Below are 19,814 nucleotides of genomic sequence, written 5' to 3'. Positions count from 1 at the left end.
AATATGAAGCTGTATAAAGATTTTAATATTTCAAACAATCATAAAAAATCAATTATCTTGATTGGAAATTTTGATGGCGTTCATTTAGGTCATCAAAAATTATTTAAATTAGCAAATACTTATAAAAAAAAATTTGATCTAAAAATTGGTGTTTTAACATTTGAGCCAATGCCTAAAATGTTTTTTAATAAAAGTTTTAAAAACTTTAGAATTTCAAATATAAATCAAAAAAAAATAATTTTAGATCATTTAGGGGTTGATTTTATAATTACTAAAAAATTTGATAAAAAATTTTCTGCAATTAAGTCTGATTTTTTTATTAAAGAAATTTTATCAAAAAAATTAGAAGCTCAATACATATTTGTTAGCAATAACTTTAGATTTGGTAATAAAAGAGAGGGAGATGTTAGGCAGTTAATAAAAAATGAAGGAAGATACCATTACAAAATAGTAAAACCACAACCATTAATTTTAAATAAAAAAGTTATCTCCTCAACATATATCCGCTCTCTTCTAGAAAAAGGGCAGTTAAAGAAAACTAATAAGTTATTAAGTCGAAATTGGTCAATCGAAGGAATTGTTCAAAAGGGAAGACAGCAAGGAAAAAAAATTGGTTTTCCAACCTGCAATATTGATATTAAAGATTATGTGATAGCAATGCCTGGAGTGTATGCTGTTAAAGTAAAACAAAAAAACTCCAATAAATCACTAAAAGCGATTGCTAATCTTGGTTATAGACCAACTTTTAATCAAAAAAAAATTTTATTAGAAGTTCATATTTTTAATTTTTCTGGAAATCTTTATAATAAGTATTTATCAGTAGAGTTCACAAAATTTATAAGAAAAGAGAAAAAATTCAAAAACGCTGATCAATTAAAAAAACAAATTCAAAGTGACTTAAAAGTTGCTAAAAAAAGTTAACATGAGCAAAGAAAATATAAATTTACCTAAAACAGCTTTCTCCATGAAAGCAAATTTACAGAACAAAGAACCTGAAATTTTAGAATATTGGAAAAAAATTGATCTTTATAAGGAGTTGAGAAAATCTAATAAGGGAAAAGAGAAGTTTGTACTCCACGATGGTCCACCATATGCGAATGGTAATATTCACATGGGTACAGCTTTAAATAAAATTTTGAAAGATATCATTGTTAAATTTCATCAAATGGATGGTAAAGATTCTGTATATGTCCCAGGATGGGATTGTCATGGTTTACCGATTGAGTGGAAAATCGAAGAGCAATATAAAAAAAACAAAAAAAATAAAAATGAAGTTCCAATAACAGAATTTAGAAAAGAGTGTAGAGAGTTTGCTGAAAAATGGATTGAAGTTCACAAAACACAATTTAAACGATTAGGTGTTGTTGGAGATTGGGAAAATCATTACGCAACAATGAGCTTTGAAGCAGAAGCTCAAATCGTAAGAGAATTAGGAAAATTTTTAAAAGAAGGAAGTCTTTATAGAGGTTTTAAACCTGTTCTTTGGTCAACTGTAGAAAAAACAGCTTTAGCAGATGCTGAGGTTGAGTATCAAGATCGTAAATCAGATACAATTTATACAGCCTTCCCAGTTAAGAAAACAAATATAAAAGAATTAGAAAATACAGATATTATTATATGGACAACCACACCATGGACTATACCTGCAAACAAAGCTCTAGCTTATAATGAAGCCTTAGATTATTTAATAATTGAATTAGGTGATGAAGGAGATTTTAAGAATAAAAAAATAGTTGTTGCGGAAGCTCTACTAGAATCCGTTATTAAAGATTGTGAAATCAAAAGTTATAAAGAAATAAAAAAATTTAAAGGTAAGGATTTTAAAGATACAATTTGTAGTCACCCTTTCTTAGAGCTAGGTTATGACTATGATATACCAATGCTTGAAGCAAGATTTGTTACAACAGAACAGGGAACAGGTATTGTTCATTGTGCACCCAGTCATGGTCCTGATGATTTTAATCTTTGTTTAAAGCATGGGATAAAAGCCATAGAGACAGTAGATGGTGATGGTAAATACACTAAAAACCTTCCTTTATTTGAGGGAACTCATATTTTTAAAGCTAATCCAATTGTTATTGAAAAATTAAAAGAACAAAAAAAATTATTATCTAATGGAGAGCTAGTTCATTCATATCCACATTCATGGAGATCAAAAGCACCTCTTGTTCATAGAGCAACTCCGCAATGGTTTATTTCAATGGAAAGTCATGGCTTGAGAAAAAAAGCGTTAAAAGCCCTTGATGATACTAAATTTTATCCAGACAAAGGCAGAGAAAGAATAAAAGCAATGATTGAAACAAGGCCAGATTGGTGTGTTTCAAGACAAAGAGTTTGGGGAGTTCCACTTCCAATATTTGTTCATAAAACTACTAAAGAAATTTTAGTAGATGATAACGTAAATGAGAATATTGCGAGCATTTATGAAAAAGAAGGTTCTGATTGTTGGTTTTCTGATAGTCCTCAAAGATTTTTAGGGGATAAATATAAAGCAGAAGATTACGAAAAAATAAGTGATATTGTTGAAGTTTGGTTTGATAGTGGTTGCACTCATGCATTTGTTTTGGAAAAAAGAGAAGATCTTCAATGGCCAGCATCAATGTATTTAGAAGGTTCAGATCAGCATAGAGGATGGTTCCATTCGTCACTTTTAGAATCTTGCGGAACAAGAGGTAGAGCGCCTTATGAATCGATATTATCACATGGATTTGTTGTGGATGGCAAAGGTCTGAAAATGTCAAAATCTGTAGGAAACGTAATTGCACCTGAGGATATTTTAAAAAAGTATGGTGCAGATATTTTAAGAATATGGGTTGCATCATCTAATTATGCTGAGGATTTAAGAATTGATTATTCTATTTTAGAACAACACGCTGATTCATATAGAAAAATTAGAAATACATTCAGATATTTACTAGGTAACTTAAATGATGATTTCCAAAAAATTGATATGGAAAGTCTCGACATTAAACAATTGCCAGAGCTAGAGAGATATATGCTTCATAGAGTGTATGAGCTAAATAATAACTTTAAAAATTATTTTAAATCTTATGATTTTCATAATCTTTATAAAGAGCTTTTAAATTTTTGCACAGTAGACCTATCTTCATTTTATTTTGATATTAGGAAAGACGCTTTATATTGTGACTCAAAAAATTCCGATAGAAGAAAGAGTAGTATAGTAGTTTTAAATATTATTTTAGAATCTTTGGTTAAATGGTTTGCACCAATACTTTCATTTACAACCGAAGAAATTTTTACCCTGATAAACAAAGAGCAAAAAAGTATTCATCTTGAACAATTCATGAAATATCCAGAGTCTTTTCAAGATGAAGAATTGCATAAGAAATGGATAGAGTTAAAAAAAATTAGAGATATCTGCAATATAAGTATTGAAGCAAAAAGAGCTAGCAAAGAAATAGGATCAAGCTTAGAAGCTAGTCTAATTATTAATCTAAATAAATCATTATTCGAAATTTCAAAAAATGTAGATTTTTCAGAAATATGCATCACATCCTCTGCTTTAGTTCATCAATCAAACACTGATGAAATAATTATTGAAACGATTAAAGCCGAAGGAAATAAATGCCCAGTTTGTTGGAAGATCAATAAAGTTAAATGTGAAAGACATTCAGATTAACTAAAAAGGTTGATGAACAAAATTAACTTAAAAAACTTTTATTTAAATTTAGTAATTATATTAATAGTTTTTATATTTGATCGTACAACAAAGCTATATATCTTAAAACTTGCAGAAGTAGAAACTTCGGTTGATATTTATATCACTCCTTTTTTAAACTTATTTTTAATCTGGAACAAAGGAATAGCTTTTGGATTATTTTCTATAGATGGAAGTGTTATCTATAATTTTATTACAATCTTAATTGGTCTTATTATTATTGGTATTATTTTTATGATGTTAAAAAATGATAATATTCAGCGTTACTTTTTTGCTTTAATTGCAGGTGGCGCTTTTGGGAACTTTTATGACAGGATAGTTTATACAGCCGTTCCAGATTTTATCGATTTACATTTTTATGGCTTTCATTGGTTTGTTTTTAATGTAGCTGACATATTTATTACCATTGGAGTTTTTTGCCTTATTTTAGTAGAACTTTTCTTTAATAATAAAAAAAACAAATGAAAAAAACTAATCCATTAATAGCTTCTTTTTTAATAATTCTCTTTTTAAACTCTTGTGGCACAATTGCTGAAGGATTGGGAGGAAGTAAAAAAAAAGGAAGTGACGAATTTTTGGTTGAAAAAAAGTCCCCTTTAGTTCTACCACCTAGCTTTGGAGAGTTACCAGAACCAGGAAAGGACCCTGAAGAAAACATAATATCAGATAAAAAAGATACATCAGATATTGAAGATATAATAAATCAAAGCGCTTCTATAAGTACAAGTGAAAAAAATGGTGATGCAAAAAATTCTATTGAGCAATCTATTATTAAAAAGATTAATGAAAAAAAAGTTAATTTAATAGAAACTACAGAAACAAATTTAGATGAAGCTATAGAAGATAATGAAAAACCAAAAAAAAAAGGTTTTTTTAAAAAACTAAAAGATAAATTTAATAAATCTGATAGTTAGAAAATGATATTTAAAAATTTTTTAAATATTAAAAGTTCCAAAATAATAAAAAAAGATTTTTTGAAACTACTAAAAAATCAGCCAGCATTGTTTGAAACTTTAAAACCCGCATATAAATATAGTTATTCAAAAAAAATAATTAAAAAATATAAAAAATTATCAAATTTAAGAATAATCGGTATGGGTGGATCTGTTCTTGGCTCTGAAGCTATTTATGATTTTTTAAAACCTAAAATAAAAAAAAAAATTACTTTTGTAAATAATTTAAACAGCAATGCAGATTATTTTAATAATAAAAATATAAATTTAAATTTAATTATTTCTAAATCAGGAAATACATTGGAGACAATAGCGAATGCCAATGCATTAATTACCAAAAAAGAAAAAAATATTATTATTACTGAGTCAAAAAATAGCTATCTAACTAACTTAGCAGCAAAACTAAAGGCAGAAATATTTGAGCATAAAAATTATGTAGGAGGTAGATATTCTGTATTGTCAGAAGTTGGAATGCTACCTGCAGAATTAATGAATTTGAATGAAAAGAAATTTAAGCAATTTAATAACCTTATTAAAAATAAAAATTTTATTAATAATTTAGTAAGCAACGTGTCAACTACCTTAAACTTAATTAAGAGTGGAAAACAAACGTCAATAATTTTAAATTATGATGAGCAATCTGAAAATTTATTTAAATGGTATCAGCAACTAATAGCTGAAAGTTTAGGAAAAAAATCACTTGGATTATTACCCGTTGTTTCTTCAATGCCAAAAGATAATCATAGTTTAATGCAGCTTTATTTAGACGGCCCAAATAAGTATTTTTATACATTTTTTAATGTTCTAGAAAATAGAAATATAAAAATTAAGAATGATAGTGTTTTAAATACTCATAAGTTTTTAAAAAACTTATCAATCGAAAAAATAAAACAATCTCAAATGATTGCTACAGAGAAAGTTTTTATTTCAAAAAAAATACCTTTTAGAAGCTTTAGAATTTTAAAAAGAAATGAACAGTCTCTAGGTGAATTGTTCTGTTTCTTTATATTAGAGACTATTTTACTTGGTCGAGCTTTAAAGGTTAATCCATTTGATCAACCTTCTGTTGAGTTGATAAAAATAGAAACAAAAAAAATATTAAGTTAAAACATTTCCAAACATAATTTTTGAAATACCATAATTTTTTTCTAGAATTAGGTTGAATTCCTTTGGTAGGTCGTCATCCTCTTTTTTATGTCTGTGAATAATTATAATGCCATCCGTGTTAAGCAATTCTAATTTAGTTATTGCATTCAGCAGAAAAGGTAATTTTTTTTCCTTATAGGGAGGGTCCATAAAAATAATATCAAATTTGTCATTTAATAGTTTAAGTGTATTTTCAGAAAAAATATCTTTTTCAATTATTTTTGTTTGATTTTGTTGATTTAAATTATCTATATTTTTTTTTAAAATATTTAATACTTCTGTGTAACTCTCTAAGAAGGTAATGTTTTTAGCACCTCTTGATAAACATTCGAGACCAAATGATCCAACACCTGAAAATAAATCTAAAATATTAGAATTTTCTAACTCTACATTTAATAATTTAGAATGTTTTAATATATTAAAAATTGACTCTTTTGTTAAATCTTTGAGAGGTCTTGTTAGTTTATCTTTAGGTAGAAGAATTTTTTTGCCTTTAAAATTTCCTGAAATAATTCTCATTCATCAATCACCTTATGACCAATATCTTTTCTATAGAAACCATCTTTCCAATTAAGTTTTTTAATTAAACTTATAGCTTTATCTCTACTATTTTTAAAATTTGATGACAGACTAACAAAATTAATTACTCTTCCACCATTTGAATAAACCTGATCGTTTATTTTTTTTGTACCAGCATGAAAAAAATAATCATCCTCATCAAGCTTTAGATTTCCAATATTATCTATTAAAATTTGATTATTATATTTATCTGGGTAGCCCTTTGAACATAAAACAATACATAGACTTTTTTTATCATGCCAATCTATATTTATATCTTTTAGGTTTTCATTGCAGCACGCATTGATAATTTCAAATAAATCTGTTTTTAATTTTGGTAAAATAGTCTGACACTCTGGATCTCCCATTCGTACATTGTATTCAATCAAATAAGGTTCATCTTTAACTATCATTAAGCCAGCGTATAAGAATCCTTTATAATTAGATCCCATTTCTTCTAGAGCATTAATGGTAGGTTTGATTATTTTATTTAATATTTTTTCTTCCAAAGGCTGATTGAGTAGTCTTGAAGGTGAATAAGCACCCATTCCACCTGTATTCGCTCCTTTATCACCTTCTAGAACTCTTTTATGATCTTGTGCAGTTTCAAAACCCTTGATTTCTTTACCATCACTTATAATAAAATAGCTCATTTCTTCACCAACAAGAAATTCCTCAATTAATATATTTTTTGCTAATCCAAACTTTCCATCAAAAACTTCTTTTATTGCTAAATTTGCATCATCTTTATTTTCACAAATATAAACACCTTTTCCAGATGCAAGACCATCCGCTTTGACAACAAGTGGAAACTGAGTTTTATCTAAAAAAGATATTGCATCATTGGCATTTTCAAAAATACCAAATTTAGCAGTTGGTATATTGTGCTTTTCACATATTTTTTTTGTAAATATTTTTGATCCTTCTAACTGAGAAGAAATTTTATCAGGACCAAAAATATTTATTTCAGTATCTTTAAAGAAATCCACTATTCCATCAACTAATGGTTTTTCTGGTCCAACAATTAATAAACTAATTTCATTTTTGATTGAAAATTCTTTAATCTTGTTAAAGTCTGATAAATCAATTTCAATATTCTCAGCTATATCAGAAGTTCCTGCATTACCAGGAAAGCAGTATATCTTGTTAACTCTAGGCGATTTTTTGATGGACAGACATAGAGCGTGCTCTCTTCCACCACTTCCAATTATTCCAACTTTCATATAGATGTATATAAACTAAAAATGAATAAAAAATTAGCAAAATTAAAATATTTACCAAATAACTTTGAAATTATTGAAAATGGTGATCATGTCGTTTGTGCTGTATCAGGAAAATTAATTAGTTTAGAAAATCTTAATTATTGGAATGTTGAGCTTCAAGAACCATATTTTTCATATGTAGAAGCTCATAAAAAAAAGAGACACACTAAATTCTTACTTCCATCTATCATGAGACCATATCCATTCCCCTGGATTTTTTAAAATTGTTTTCTCCAGCCAAATGTTTAGCTCTCTAGTAATTTTTTCAGTAGAGGAGTTTTTTGAAAACTCAATAGGTTTTTCAACTTTAATATTAAAATTTACACCATTATGCCTCTTAATAGAAATTGGTACTACTTTACAATTAAATTTTTTTATAAATTGTGCAGGAATTGTTGTAGTGAATGCTTCTTGATTAAAGAATTTAGATTTTATTCCTTGAGAGACTCTCTGATCAATCATTAAGGCTATAGAGTAGTCTTTTTTATATAACTTTAATAATTCTCTAACTCCACTAGTTCCTTTTTTAATTTGATTTTTGCAAATATATTTTTTTCTAATTCTTTCCATTAATATATTTAAGAAAATATTGTTTAATGGTCGATATATTGCTGATAAATTTACACCAGATTTTTCAATTTCCATCGCCATTAATTCAAAATTACTAAAATGACCAGAAACAAAAATTACTGGGGTTTTTTCAAGCTTTATTTTTTGAAGAATTTCTTTACCTGTAATATTAATATTTGATCTAAATTGATCATTTCTAAAACCTTTAAGAAACATATATTCAGACAATGTCCTTCCATAATTATTCCACATATCTTTTGTAATACTCTTAATTTTTGATGAATTAATTTTGGGAATAGCTCTTTGAATATTAGTTTTAATGAGATTTTTTGATCTGAAAACTGGACCAAATGTTTCAAATAATTTTCCACTGAAGTAAGATGAAATTTTTAATCCTAAAAATTTATAAATAATAAAAAGAGAAGATATAATTAAAAATTCAAAAAAATATTTAATTTTTTTCATTTAATTTAATTAGTTTGTTTGTGAGATTTTTCTCATCTGATATATCAAGACTTGATTTAACATAAAAAATTTCATTTCTATTTAAGTTTTCTAGCCTTAAATAATCTTTTTCAGTAGTTATAATATGTGCGTTGAATTTTTTTGCATTGATTATTATTTCATCTAAATCTTTTTTTGAATATTGGTAATGATCTGGATATTCTAAATCACTTACAATTTTTAATTTATTATTTTTTAACATTTCTACAAAAGTTTTGTGATTACCAATACCAGAAAAAACCAAGTAATTTTGATCTTTATCAAATTCACCTATGTTTAACGGCGTATATTTTCCAGAATTAATATTAATATTTGGGTTAATTCTTTTAATCTGTTCTTTGATGGCAATTAGACTTTCTTCATTTCCATTTAAAAAAACATTTTCATAAGATTTCAGATTATTAATATTTTCTCTTAAAGGTCCTGATGGTAGTGTAAGTCCATTTCCAATCCAATTTAGATTATTAAAACAAACAATTTCTAAGTCATATTTGATAGAGCTATCTTGTAGTCCATCATCAAAGATAGCAACTTCAAAACCTTCTGCAATGGCTTCATTAAGTGCAGTAATTCTTTTTAAATTACTAAATAAAGTTCCATTTTTACTAAGTAGTTTTTGCTCATCAGTTTGATTAGAATAAAATTTCTTAATAAAACAAGATTTGATATTATTTTTATCTAAAATTTCTTTTATCTTGATGGCCAGTGATGTTTTGCCTGTTCCTCCAATATAGATGTTTCCAACACAGATTGTTTTAATTTTTGAATTAGAAAATTTAGGTTTTGATTTTATTTTAGTGATTAAGCCTAAAATTATTGAAAAAGGTAATAGTAGATATGAAAAAAAGGATGGTTTTTTATGATCCCAGAATTTAGGTTTTTTTAATTTCATTATTAAATAAACTATTTATCTCATCTTTGGTTTCATTAAGTATTTTTTTTCCTATTTTTGCAATTTTTAAATAGTTTTTTTTGTTATTGGGATTAGTAATTAATTTGTCTATTGATTGAGTTAAGCTTTTTACTCCATTAACTTTATAAGCAATCTTTAGTTTATTGAGTAATTTGTAGGTATCTTTAAAGTTATCTACGTGTGGCCCGTACAAAACGGTAGAACCTAAGTTGGTAGGTTCAAGAGGGTTTTGACCACCATTTCCCGATATCGATTTACCCATAAAAACTATATTGGAAGATTGATAAAATTTCTTTGTCTCACCATATGTGTCCACCAAATAAATGTCTGTATTATTTAATTTTTTTGGTTTTGAACTGTGTAAAACTATATTCAAATCTAAACCTTTAATTTCATCAACTATTTGACTAACACGATGAATATGTCTTGGTATTATTATCGTTAATAAATTTTTATATTTTTTCTTTAGTTTTACGTGAGTATTTGCGCAAATGATTTCTTCACCTGGGTGTGTGCTTGAAGCACACCAAACTTTTTTAAGATTTATATTTTTTAAAAAAATTTTGTCTAGTTTAGTAAATTTAGATTGTTGATTATTAAAAAACTTAAGATTTCCTATTTTTTTTACTTTTGAGATGTTTAATTTTTTAAGATAATTAAATGTTTCTTCATTTTGAGGGTAGGCAATTGAAATATTCTGAAACACTGAGTTTGAAAATTTTTTTACACGTCTCCATTTATCAAAAGTTTTTTTTGTAATTCTTGCATTAAGAAGTGTTAATGGAATTTTTTTTTTATTAATAATCTTAAAGATGCTAGGCCAAATCTCAGACTCAATAAATATTGCAATAGTTGGCTTCCAGTAATTCAAAAATTTATAAGAAAAGAATATCGAGTCTATTGGAAAAAATTGATGAACAGTTTTTTTAAAATTAAATTTTTTAAATATTTGAGCAGAACTCAAAGTTGAAGTAGTTATTAAAATTTGGTTTATAGACTTATTTTTTTCAAGCTCTTGAACTAGAGGCAAAATACTTAAGAGTTCACCTACACTTGACCCATGAAACCAAATTAAATTACCACTAATACGTTCTTTTGATGGAAAGCAAAATTTTTCTTTATATCTTTTTTTATCTTCTTTTTTTTTTAAAATTCTAAAAAATATAATTAATGGAGAGAATATTAGAGTAATGGTTATTATTATTTGATATAAAAAAAACATTATTCTTTACGAATTTGCTTCTCATAGAAATTTTTATAAAGTTCAGAATTATTTAATAATTCATCATGTTTACCGTTCGCAACAACATTTCCAGAGTCAATAATGTAAATTTGATCAGAGCTTAAAATTGTTGACAGTCTATGGGCTATTACAATGGTTGTCTTATTTTTAGTTAATATTTTTAAGGCATCTTGAATTTTACTTTCAGTTTCAGAATCTAATGATGAAGTTGCTTCATCTAAGAGAATTATTGGACTTTTCTTGATCATAGCTCGAGCTATAGACAACCTTTGCTTCTCCCCCCCGGATAGCCTAATTCCATTTTCACCTATTATAGTTTCATACTTGTTGGGCAATTGTTCTATAAATTCATTCGCATAAGAAAATTTTGCTGCTAAAATTACCTCTTCATCAGAGACATTATCTTTTGCATATTTAATATTATTTTTTATCGTATCATCAAACAAAGTTGTATCTTGACTTACAAGTGAGATCTTATCTCTTAAAGATTTTATTTTTATTTTGTATATAGATTGATTATCAATCAGAATATCTCCAGATTGAGCATCATAAAATCTAGGTATTAAGTTTAAAATTGTTGATTTTCCGGAGCCACTGTGTCCAACCAAAGATGTCATTTTACCACCGGCTATATCAATATTAATATTGTTTAAGACATTTTCTTCATTAGAATTGTATTTAAAGTTTAATTTATTAAATTTAATGGACGCATCGGTGATATTTAAATCCTTAGAATCGTCGAGATCTATAATTGTATTTTTATGATCAATAATAGGCAGAATTCTATTGGCTGCTGATAACCCTTGGTTTAAAGCTATATTGATTGTTGATAAAGATCTAACTGGCTGATAAGCGAGCATCATTGCTGCAAGAAAAGAAAAAAAATTACCTATTTCAATTTCACTCTTAAGAGCCAATTTCCCTGAATAGAATATTAAAATTGCGATCATTATTCCTGTTAAGGTTTCCATGATTGGAGACATTCTAACAAATACTGTATTTATTTTTATATTTTTATCCTTTAATTGGTCCAAATGTTCGTCAGTTCTTTTGCTTTCATATTCTTCTCTTTGAAATATTTTTACTAATTTGTGGTTTTTAAATAATTCAATTAAGTGTGTATTTAAAAAACCTGATTTTTCTTGAGCCTCTGTAACGACTTTCCCCATCCTTTTACCAAGAGTTTTTGAAGCTAAACCAGCAATAGGAATCATTATTATTGCAATCAATGATAATTTCCAATTCTGATAAAACATCACAAATAACAACCCAAATAGAGTTAAGCTATCCTTAAATAAATTTAAAACAGCATTACTAAGCAATGTTGTAATATGAGTCACATCATATGTTAGGTTTGAGATGAATTTTCCAGAATGTTTTTGATCAATTAATTGAGTATCTGCTTTAATTAGAGATTTTACCATTTGAGATTGAAGAATTTTTTTAATTTCTTCAGCAACTTTAATCATGATTGCTTTTGCAAAATAAAGAGCAAACCCTTTGATAGTAAAAGCTATAATTATTAATAAAGGAATTATGAATATTAGTGACTGATCTTTCTCAACAAATATTTTTTTAATAGCAGGATCTAAAAGCCAAGCTATTGCAGAAGTGCTAGCTGCAACAAGAACTCCAAAAAAAACAGATATTAATATTTTATTGATATATTTTTTTGAATAATCTTTATAAAGTCTTTTATAAATTTCTGAATTTTTCATTAAATCTTTCCAATTAAAATATTACAAAAAATGAGAAGACCAACTAAATTATTGCTTTTAAAAACTTTTAAGCACATAGATGGGCTTTTTGGGTTAAAAGATCTAATTTGGTAAAAAAACAAGTGAGCAATTGTTATTAACAAGCTTGCATAAAAAAAGTAATTATAATTCATCATATAGCCCAAAATTAAAATAGAAAAAATTAGAAAAACATAACATGTGGATACAAAGTTTTTTGGTTTATTTTTGAATTTTATTGAAGTTGATTTTACACCTATAATTTCGTCATCTTTAATATCTTGAAACCCATAAATTGTGTCGTATCCTAGTGTCCAAAATATGGCTCCAAAGTAAAAGATAATAGCAACAGTATTTATTTCACCCTGAATTGCAGTCCATCCTAAAATTAGACCATAATTAAATGTTATTCCTAAAAATAATTGAGGCCAATAAGTAAATCTTTTCATTAAAGGGTAAGTGAAGGCTAGAGGCATAGACCCAAGAGCAAGCAAGATTGTTAAGTTATTAAAGTTAATTAAAACCAAAAGTGCAAGTAGGCATAAAATCAAAGTATAAAATATTCCTAATTTTATGGAAACTTGGTTAGACGCAATAGGTCTATTTTTTGTTCTTGAAACTTTTTTATCAAATTCTTTGTCAGAAATATCATTTACAATACATCCTGCAGAACGCATTAGAACTGATCCTAAAAAAAATAATAATAAGTAAAAAAAATAATCATTTAAGTTTTTTGAGAAATCATAAGCAAGAGTTAGTCCCCACGCACAAGGCCAAAATAATAACATATAGCCAATAGGTCTTTTCAATCTTGTTAGTTCAATAAAGAGATTTAATTGTTTCATAATAATTTACTTGTAAATAACAAAGGCTAGTTTCATAATCAAACTGATTCGTATGAATATAGATTACACAGTTACAGCATTGATGTTTCCGGCCATTCCTTTATTGATGAGTGTATATAGCAACAGATTTCATTCTTTGAGCAAGCTTATTAGGCAGCTTCATGATGAACATGTGTATGAAAATCATATTCCTCCTGAGTGGAAAAAACAGTTTATAAATTTAAGTGGAAGAATTGTTCTTTTAAAATGGACTATTATGTTTGCTGCATTTGGTTTCTTATTCAATATGTTGACTGTGTTTGCCCTTTATTTGAATGAAATTTTTGCTGCAAGATTAATCTTTGGATCTTGTTGTTTATCGATGATGATTTCAATTGTTGTTTTTATGAGAGAAATTCAAGTATCAACAAATGCATTAAAATTGCATATGTCTGATATGGATGTTAATTTAGATTAATTAGGAATAATAACGGCAGGACCGGTTAATAGTCTTGCTTCTAATTCTTCATGAGCTTTTTTAGCATCATCAAGTGAGTATTTTTTTGAAATTTCAACTTTAAATTTTCCAGACAAAATTGCATCAAAAACTTTTTTAGCTGATTCAACTAATTCTTCTCTTGTCATTGTATAATGTGCAATAGAAGGACGAGTAAAAAATAATCCTTTTGCATTAATATGTTTTTTAACATCTATCGTATCAACGTAACCTGATGCGTTACCAAATGCGACCATCATACCTCTAACCTTTAAGGTTTCAATTGATCCATCGAATGTTTTAATACCAACACCATCATAGACAACATCAACTCCATTTTTACCTGCAATTTTTTCCACCTCTTCAACAAAGTTTGTATCAGTATAATTTATTACATGATGACAACCATTTTTTTTAGCAATAGCCTCTTTTTCTTTAGAGCCAACTGTTCCAATGACTTCAGCTCCTAATGCATTAGCCCACTGACATAAAATTTGACCTACACCACCAGCTGCTGCGTGGTATAATACTTTATCCCCTTTTTTAATTGGATAAGCTCTGTGTAATAAATATTCAGCAGTAATCCCTTTAAGCATAATACAAGAAGCTATTTCATCAGAGATACCCTCTGGAACTAAAACTAATTTTTCTTGAGGAAACAATTGTTTTTCTGAATAACTTCCAATTGGCATTGAAGAGTGAGCCACTCTATCTCCAACTTTAAACAGATCAACTTCAGAACCAACTTCTTCTATTATTCCACATGCCTCTAGGCCAATTCCACTTGGTAGAGGAATAGGGTACAAGCCTGTTCGGTGATAAACATCAATATAGTTAAGACCAATTGATAGATTTTTTATAAGAACTTCTTTTGGACCTGGTTTACCGATTTCAATATCTTTAACCTCTAATACTTCAGGACCACCAAATTTTTCTATTTTAATAGTTTTCATTATTTTACAAATGTATCATTATGATAATCTTGAACTGCTTGCAAGATCTCTGCTTTAGTATTCATTACAAATGGACCTCCTCTAGCAATAGGCTCACCAATTGGCTTTCCAGATATCAATAAAAACTTGGCTTTAGTTAAGCTAGAGACTTTTAATTTTTCACCTCTAGTTAGAATAATTAAAGTAGAGTTTTTAGCTTGGTCATGGTTTTGATCTCCTACCTTAATTTCACCTTCAACTAAATATATTAATGAATTGTGAGTTGAGGGAAGATCAAAATTAAATTCTTTTCCTTTTTCAAGCTCTACATCAAAATAAACAGGTTCAACATTGTGACCTTTAACAGGTCCTTCTGCATCTTGAAATTTTCCAGCAATCACTTTGACAGTTTTATCATCATCTTTATGAGTGCTCATTTTATCTGCATCAATATAAATATATTCAGGTTTAGTCATTTTCAATTTAGCAGGCATGTTTACCCATAATTGAAATCCATGAAGCTTACCTTCTTTCATTGCAGGCATTTCTGAATGAATGATACCACTTCCAGTTTTCATCCACTGAACATCTCCAGCAGTCATTATTCCTTCGCCACCTGTACTGTCTTTATGTTCAAAGTCGCCAGCAAGCATATACGTTACTGTTTCAATTCCTCTGTGAGGATGAGGAGGAAAGCCCCCAATGTAATCATCTTTATTTTCGGAACCAAATTCATCTAACATTAAAAAGGGATCGTGGTAATCAATAAGGTGAGTGCCAATACTTCTTTTTAATTTAACACCAGCACCATCTGACGCTGCAACTGGTTCTATAATTTTTTCTACTTCAATATTACTCATTTCTATCCTCTATTTATTGTTTTGCTTATTATTTATAATTCCACCAAATGACACACCAGATAGTTCGCTCATTTCCTTCTTCCAAGTTGTTAAATCATTTATAGAAAGTTTATTAAGATGATCATGTCCGCATGCTCTTGCTAATATCTTCATTAGATCTACAGATGCATTAAAAAATCTAGTTAATCTTGCAGAAGATTCGTCAATATTTAATTTTTTTCTAAGTTCTGGTCTTTGAGTGGCAATACCAGCGGGGCAATTATTTGTATTACACATTCTAGCACCAACGCATCCTATTGCTTGCATGGCTGAGTTAGAGATTGCAATACCATCTGCTCCAAGAGCAAGTGCTTTTACAAAATCTGCAGAAGTTCTTAATCCACCTGTTACAATTAATGATACATGGTCATAACCTTTTTTATCTAAATAATTTCTAGCTCTTGCTAAGGCTGGAATTGTGGGAACAGAAATATTATCTCTAAATATTAAAGGAGCAGCCCCAGTTCCACCACCACGCCCATCAAGAATAATATAATCAGCACTAGCACTTACGGCAAATTCAATGTCATCTTCTATATGTTGAGCAGATAATTTAAATCCTATTGGAATACCACCAGTTAACTCTCTAACTCTGTTTGAGAATTTTAAAAAATCATCAACTGTTGTCAGGTCTTTGAAAGTAGAAGGGGAGATAGCATCTTCACCTTCTGGAATTTGTCTTACCTCAGATATTTTACCTTTAACTTTGTTCCCTGGTAAATGTCCACCTGTTCCAGTTTTTGCAGCTTGACCACCTTTAAAATGAAAAGCTTGAATATTTTTTAACTTATCTTCTGAATAACCAAATTTAGCAGAAGCAAGTTCATAAAAATACTTTGAATTATTTTTTTGCTCTTCTAAAAGCATTCCACCTTCTCCGGAGCAAATTCCTGTACCAGCTCCCTCAGCACCTTTTGCTAGAGCAATTTTTGCCTCCTCTGATAGCGCACCAAAACTCATGTCAGATACAAAAATTGGAATCTTTAACGTTAGAGGTTTATTTGAGTTTTTACCTATAATTATATCTGTCTCAACTTTATCATTATCTAGAAGAGGTTTTTTTGCTAGTTGGGCTGTAAGTATTTGAATATCTTCCCACTTTGGCAAGTCTTTTGAGGGAACACCCATTGCTCCCATTTCTCCATGATGACCAAGTTTTGTTAAGCCATTTTTTGCAAGCTCATGAATGTATGCAAGATGTGGCTCTTCTTCTGTACTCTTTGTTTCATTAGTGCCTGAAACTTCTTCTGATTTATTAATTTGATCAGAGGTAAAATTTTTATGCGTACCGTCACAATAAGGTTTGGTACTACTATGTTTACACATACAAAGATAAGCATCACCAGTTTCTTCAGCTTTAAAATTTATAGGCTCAAATGAAGTACCAGCATGAGACCAATCACAAAATGGTTGGTTTTTAGATTTTCCACAAGTACAAAACATGTATTCTTCATTTTGTACTAGTTCTACTTTTTTAGGTTTGTTATCTGCTATAGTTGGCTTGTCCATTAATACCCTTACTCTAATAAATTAAATCTTAAAATAATATGTAATTTTTTATAAGTGTCTTAATTTAAAGCATCAAGACACTTATATATTTAGTTAATTAACGATTATTTAATTTTTTATCTAGACTGAAATCTTTTGTTTCATTAACAACTAAGAATAAAAAACCCCCAGCAAGAGCAATATTTTTCATAAAAGATATAAACTGCATTTGATCAGAAAGATTATTATGAAAAATAACCGCTGTGGCGATACAAAATATACTTAATAAAGCTGCTGAAACTTTTACTTTATATCCAATCATAATTAATATCGGTGCACCTATCTCAAGTATGATAGCTGGTATTAAAAAAATGCCAGGCACACCTAAAGACTCCATCCAACCAACTGTTCCTTCATAGTTTCCAATTTTATTAATTCCACTTAACAAAAAAATTAGAGAGATAAGTATTCTACCAGTCAGATCTAAGATATTGTTCATATTTTTAGTTCTTTTACTTGCTTTAATCATTACTTGCTGTGTGAACCATCGCAAAGAGGCTGGTTGTTAGTTTGTTTACAAGCACAAAAAAATACTTTTTTTGTTTCTTCTGCTTTGTAAGCTAGAGGAGTGAATTCTGAACCTTGATGAGATCCATCACAAAATGGTTGCTTTGAACTCTTTCCACATGAACACCAGTAGTAAGATTTATCTTTCTCTACATCTACTGCAATTGGTCCGTTACCTGCGTTTTGTCCTTTAGTCATATTGATCCTTTCAATTTATTTGACTTCTATTTAGTGCTTTGGTATTAATAAAGCAATAACGCAAAGTAAACATACTAGTATACAAAAACATACCATGAAAAATTTAATAGATTGTCCAGCTGAAAGAGCCGTTTACTTTCTTGGAGGTAAATGGAAAATTAGAATTTTGTTTAGTTTGCTGCAAAGTAAAAAAATTAGATTTGGTGAGCTCAAAAAAGGATTAAAAACCATTACACAACAAATGTTATCCAAGCAGCTTAAGGAACTAGAAGGAGATGGAATAATTAATAGAAAAGTAATTCGAATAATGCCCCCAAAAGTTGAGTATTCACTTACAGAATTTGGGCTTTCGGTTATGCCTATCTTAAGATCCTTTTCAGAGTGGAATAAAAGAAATACTCGAACTATTTCAGTAAAACTAAATAAGAATTTTGAAGAAAATAGAATTAGATAATATCAAGCAATTGTTTTAAGTTTTTAACCTCATCTTTAGGTTTATAATCAAGATTATCAAAAATATTATTATTTCTGTTTACCCAAATAGAACTGTAACCATAATTTCCACCACCAGAAACATCCCAAGTATTAGCACTTAAAAATGCGACTTCTTCTTTTTGTATTTTGTATTTTTTAATTGGCATGTCATAAACTTTTGCGTCTGGTTTATAAACTCCAACTTCTTCAATTGAAAAAATATCATCAAATATATTATCTAAATTATTACTCTTAACTAATTCGTTAAGAAGAGAGGGTGTTCCATTTGAAAGAATACCTAATTTATAATTTTTTTCTTTTAATTTTTTTAAAACTTCAGGTACCTCAGGGAAAGGTGAGAGCACCTTATAAAGATTTAATAATTCATTCTTCATAGAAGTATCTATTTCAAATGCCTTCATTGATTTATCTAAACTGTCTTCTGTGACTTGCCAAAAGTCTTTGTGTCTATTCATTAGACTTCTAAGCCAAGTGTATTCTAATTGAGTAGTTCGCCAGTAATTTGCAAAACCTTCCCACTTATCACCAATTTTATCTTTACATTTTTCTGCTGCTGAATTGACATCAAATAAAGTGCCATATGCATCAAAAATTATTGCTTTAATATTTTTCATAAATTAACTTAACATTAATGAGTAATATTAGATTATTTTTTAAAGAAAGTTTATCACTTAATTTAACAGCTAAGCTTAATAAATCACAATCTCACTATGTGAATAAAGTAATGAGAATCAAAGTGGGCGAGGTTTTTTCTTTATTTAATAGCAGTGGAGAGTGGGAATCAAAAATTTTAACTATTTCAAAAAGTATAGTTGAATTTAATATTACAAAACAATTAAGACAAAAAGAAAATGAAAAAGAATTATGGTTAGCTTTTTCACCTATCAAATCTAACTATTTTAATTTTATGATTCAAAAAGCAACAGAACTTGGTGTTACTAAATTTTTACCAATAATATTTGATAGAACAATTGTAAGAAAAATTAATAAAGAAAGATTAGAAAAAGTAATTATAGAGGCTGCTGAGCAATCTAATCGTATTAATGTTCCACTTATTGAAGATCCCCAATCATTAAAAAGTTTTTTAAATAATGAAAAGATGGACTTAATATTCACAGATTTAAATTCTGAAAATAAAAAATTAGATTTTAATAAATTAACTCATAATCCAACTTGTGTAATTATTGGTCCAGAAGGAGATTTTTCTGAAGAAGAAAGGGGGGAGATTCTTGCTTTTAAAGGGGTTGAGCCAATTAAAATAAACGAAAATATACTTAGATCAGAAACTGCTGTAATTTCAGCCTTATCAATTGTTAATTACCTAATTAATTGATATTTTGTCGCGAAAACT

21 protein-coding genes and 1 pseudogene are annotated in these 19,814 nt (G+C 28.2%); 9 read left to right on the top strand and 13 right to left on the bottom strand.

The genetic code is table 11. The features are described 5' to 3' along the window. Positions 1–3: 3 nt before the first annotated feature. The 5 genes and pseudogenes from ribF (at position 4) to AC5SLW_RS05625 (ending at position 5,739) form a co-directional block, all read left to right on the top strand. Positions 4–921 carry a riboflavin biosynthesis protein RibF gene (ribF, locus tag AC5SLW_RS05645; protein ID WP_494574896.1) on the top strand — a complete coding sequence of 306 codons (918 nt, stop codon included), beginning with the start codon at positions 4–6 and terminating at the stop codon, positions 919–921. 1 nt (position 922) lies between these two features. Then, a complete protein-coding gene (ileS, locus tag AC5SLW_RS05640) occupies positions 923–3,640 on the top strand; it encodes an isoleucine--tRNA ligase (protein WP_494574894.1) in 2,718 nt (905 codons plus the stop codon). A gap of 12 nt (positions 3,641–3,652) precedes the next feature. Continuing rightward, positions 3,653–4,154, top strand: a pseudogene (lspA, locus tag AC5SLW_RS05635) (signal peptidase II). Beyond that, entirely contained in the window at positions 4,141–4,593 is a 453-nt protein-coding gene (locus tag AC5SLW_RS05630) for a DUF3035 domain-containing protein (protein WP_494574892.1), read from the top strand. Before lspA ends, AC5SLW_RS05630 begins: the two are co-directional and overlap by 14 nt. Before the next feature lie 3 nt (positions 4,594–4,596). Beyond that, complete coding sequence (locus AC5SLW_RS05625; RefSeq protein ID WP_494574890.1) at positions 4,597–5,739, top strand: phosphoglucose isomerase-related protein; 1,143 nt, start codon at positions 4,597–4,599, stop codon at positions 5,737–5,739. Here the strand turns inward: AC5SLW_RS05625 and rsmD are convergent. After that, positions 5,731–6,297 carry a 16S rRNA (guanine(966)-N(2))-methyltransferase RsmD gene (rsmD, locus tag AC5SLW_RS05620; protein WP_494574888.1) on the bottom strand — a complete coding sequence of 189 codons (567 nt, stop codon included), beginning with the start codon at positions 6,295–6,297 and terminating at the stop codon, positions 5,731–5,733. The genes AC5SLW_RS05625 and rsmD overlap by 9 nt on opposite strands. After that, the gene (gene purD / locus AC5SLW_RS05615) at positions 6,294–7,559 is read right to left on the bottom strand and encodes a phosphoribosylamine--glycine ligase (protein ID WP_494574886.1); all 1,266 of its coding nucleotides are present in this window, start codon (positions 7,557–7,559) and stop codon (positions 6,294–6,296) included. The genes rsmD and purD overlap by 4 nt, the downstream gene beginning before the upstream one ends. A gap of 21 nt (positions 7,560–7,580) precedes the next feature. Between purD and AC5SLW_RS05610 the strand changes: the two genes are divergently transcribed. Next, a complete protein-coding gene (locus tag AC5SLW_RS05610) occupies positions 7,581–7,820 on the top strand; it encodes a DUF2093 domain-containing protein (protein WP_494574884.1) in 240 nt (79 codons plus the stop codon). On the opposite strand, the gene AC5SLW_RS05605 is transcribed toward AC5SLW_RS05610, so the two are convergent. Genes AC5SLW_RS05605 through ubiA form a run of 5 tightly spaced genes read right to left on the bottom strand, consistent with a single transcriptional unit; the run spans position 7,773 to position 13,409 of the window. Beyond that, positions 7,773–8,633: a lysophospholipid acyltransferase family protein gene (locus AC5SLW_RS05605; protein ID WP_494574882.1), complete on the bottom strand. Its 861-nt coding sequence runs from the start codon at positions 8,631–8,633 to the stop codon at positions 7,773–7,775. The two genes, AC5SLW_RS05610 and AC5SLW_RS05605, sit on opposite strands and share 48 nt — an antisense overlap. Beyond that, a complete protein-coding gene (gene lpxK, locus AC5SLW_RS05600) occupies positions 8,620–9,564 on the bottom strand; it encodes a tetraacyldisaccharide 4'-kinase (RefSeq protein ID WP_494574880.1) in 945 nt (314 codons plus the stop codon). The genes AC5SLW_RS05605 and lpxK overlap by 14 nt, the downstream gene beginning before the upstream one ends. Beyond that, positions 9,545–10,807 (bottom strand): 3-deoxy-D-manno-octulosonic acid transferase, encoded by a 1,263-nt coding sequence (locus AC5SLW_RS05595; protein WP_494574878.1) that lies wholly within the window; start codon positions 10,805–10,807, stop codon positions 9,545–9,547. The genes lpxK and AC5SLW_RS05595 overlap by 20 nt, the downstream gene beginning before the upstream one ends. After that, positions 10,807–12,546, bottom strand: coding sequence for an ABC transporter ATP-binding protein (locus AC5SLW_RS05590; RefSeq protein ID WP_494574876.1), 1,740 nt, complete (start codon positions 12,544–12,546; stop codon positions 10,807–10,809). The genes AC5SLW_RS05595 and AC5SLW_RS05590 overlap by 1 nt, the downstream gene beginning before the upstream one ends. After that, a complete protein-coding gene (gene ubiA, locus AC5SLW_RS05585; RefSeq protein WP_494574874.1) occupies positions 12,546–13,409 on the bottom strand; it encodes a 4-hydroxybenzoate octaprenyltransferase in 864 nt (287 codons plus the stop codon). The genes AC5SLW_RS05590 and ubiA overlap by 1 nt, the downstream gene beginning before the upstream one ends. A gap of 52 nt (positions 13,410–13,461) precedes the next feature. Here ubiA and AC5SLW_RS05580 point away from each other — a divergent pair, with 52 nt between their 5' ends. Beyond that, on the top strand, positions 13,462–13,866 hold the full coding sequence (locus AC5SLW_RS05580; RefSeq protein WP_011281502.1) for a DUF2721 domain-containing protein: 405 nt from the start codon (positions 13,462–13,464) through the stop codon (positions 13,864–13,866). Here the strand turns inward: AC5SLW_RS05580 and AC5SLW_RS05575 are convergent. The 5 genes from AC5SLW_RS05575 to AC5SLW_RS05555 all read right to left on the bottom strand — a co-directional run bounded on the left by AC5SLW_RS05575 (position 13,863) and on the right by AC5SLW_RS05555 (position 17,968). After that, positions 13,863–14,837: a quinone oxidoreductase family protein gene (locus AC5SLW_RS05575; RefSeq protein ID WP_271579936.1), complete on the bottom strand. Its 975-nt coding sequence runs from the start codon at positions 14,835–14,837 to the stop codon at positions 13,863–13,865. The two genes, AC5SLW_RS05580 and AC5SLW_RS05575, sit on opposite strands and share 4 nt — an antisense overlap. Further along, a complete protein-coding gene (locus AC5SLW_RS05570) occupies positions 14,837–15,676 on the bottom strand; it encodes a pirin family protein (protein ID WP_494574872.1) in 840 nt (279 codons plus the stop codon). The genes AC5SLW_RS05575 and AC5SLW_RS05570 overlap by 1 nt, the downstream gene beginning before the upstream one ends. Before the next feature lie 9 nt (positions 15,677–15,685). Beyond that, on the bottom strand, positions 15,686–17,224 hold the full coding sequence (locus AC5SLW_RS05565; protein WP_011281501.1) for a glutamate synthase-related protein: 1,539 nt from the start codon (positions 17,222–17,224) through the stop codon (positions 15,686–15,688). Positions 17,225–17,321: 97 nt separating this feature from the next. Beyond that, positions 17,322–17,732, bottom strand: a complete 411-nt coding sequence (locus AC5SLW_RS05560; protein WP_018413556.1) for a DoxX family protein — start codon at positions 17,730–17,732, stop codon at positions 17,322–17,324. Then, positions 17,732–17,968, bottom strand: coding sequence for a CDGSH iron-sulfur domain-containing protein (locus AC5SLW_RS05555; protein ID WP_006997769.1), 237 nt, complete (start codon positions 17,966–17,968; stop codon positions 17,732–17,734). Before AC5SLW_RS05555 ends, AC5SLW_RS05560 begins: the two co-directional genes overlap by 1 nt. Positions 17,969–18,062: 94 nt before the next feature. On the opposite strand from AC5SLW_RS05555, the gene AC5SLW_RS05550 reads away from it, so the two are divergent. Beyond that, positions 18,063–18,422 (top strand): winged helix-turn-helix transcriptional regulator, encoded by a 360-nt coding sequence (locus tag AC5SLW_RS05550; RefSeq protein ID WP_006997770.1) that lies wholly within the window; start codon positions 18,063–18,065, stop codon positions 18,420–18,422. On the opposite strand, the gene AC5SLW_RS05545 is transcribed toward AC5SLW_RS05550, so the two are convergent. Continuing rightward, a complete protein-coding gene (locus AC5SLW_RS05545; protein WP_494574869.1) occupies positions 18,415–19,077 on the bottom strand; it encodes a haloacid dehalogenase type II in 663 nt (220 codons plus the stop codon). The genes AC5SLW_RS05550 and AC5SLW_RS05545 overlap by 8 nt on opposite strands. A 17-nt stretch (positions 19,078–19,094) precedes the next feature. Here AC5SLW_RS05545 and AC5SLW_RS05540 point away from each other — a divergent pair, with 17 nt between their 5' ends. After that, on the top strand, positions 19,095–19,796 hold the full coding sequence (locus AC5SLW_RS05540) for an RsmE family RNA methyltransferase (RefSeq protein ID WP_271579938.1): 702 nt from the start codon (positions 19,095–19,097) through the stop codon (positions 19,794–19,796). Positions 19,797–19,814: the final 18 nt, after the last annotated feature.

Source organism: Candidatus Pelagibacter sp. PS_40 (assembly GCF_059417765.1).
The sequence above is the reverse complement of the archived record's forward strand: the minus strand, read 5'-3'. Positions and strand labels throughout refer to the sequence as shown.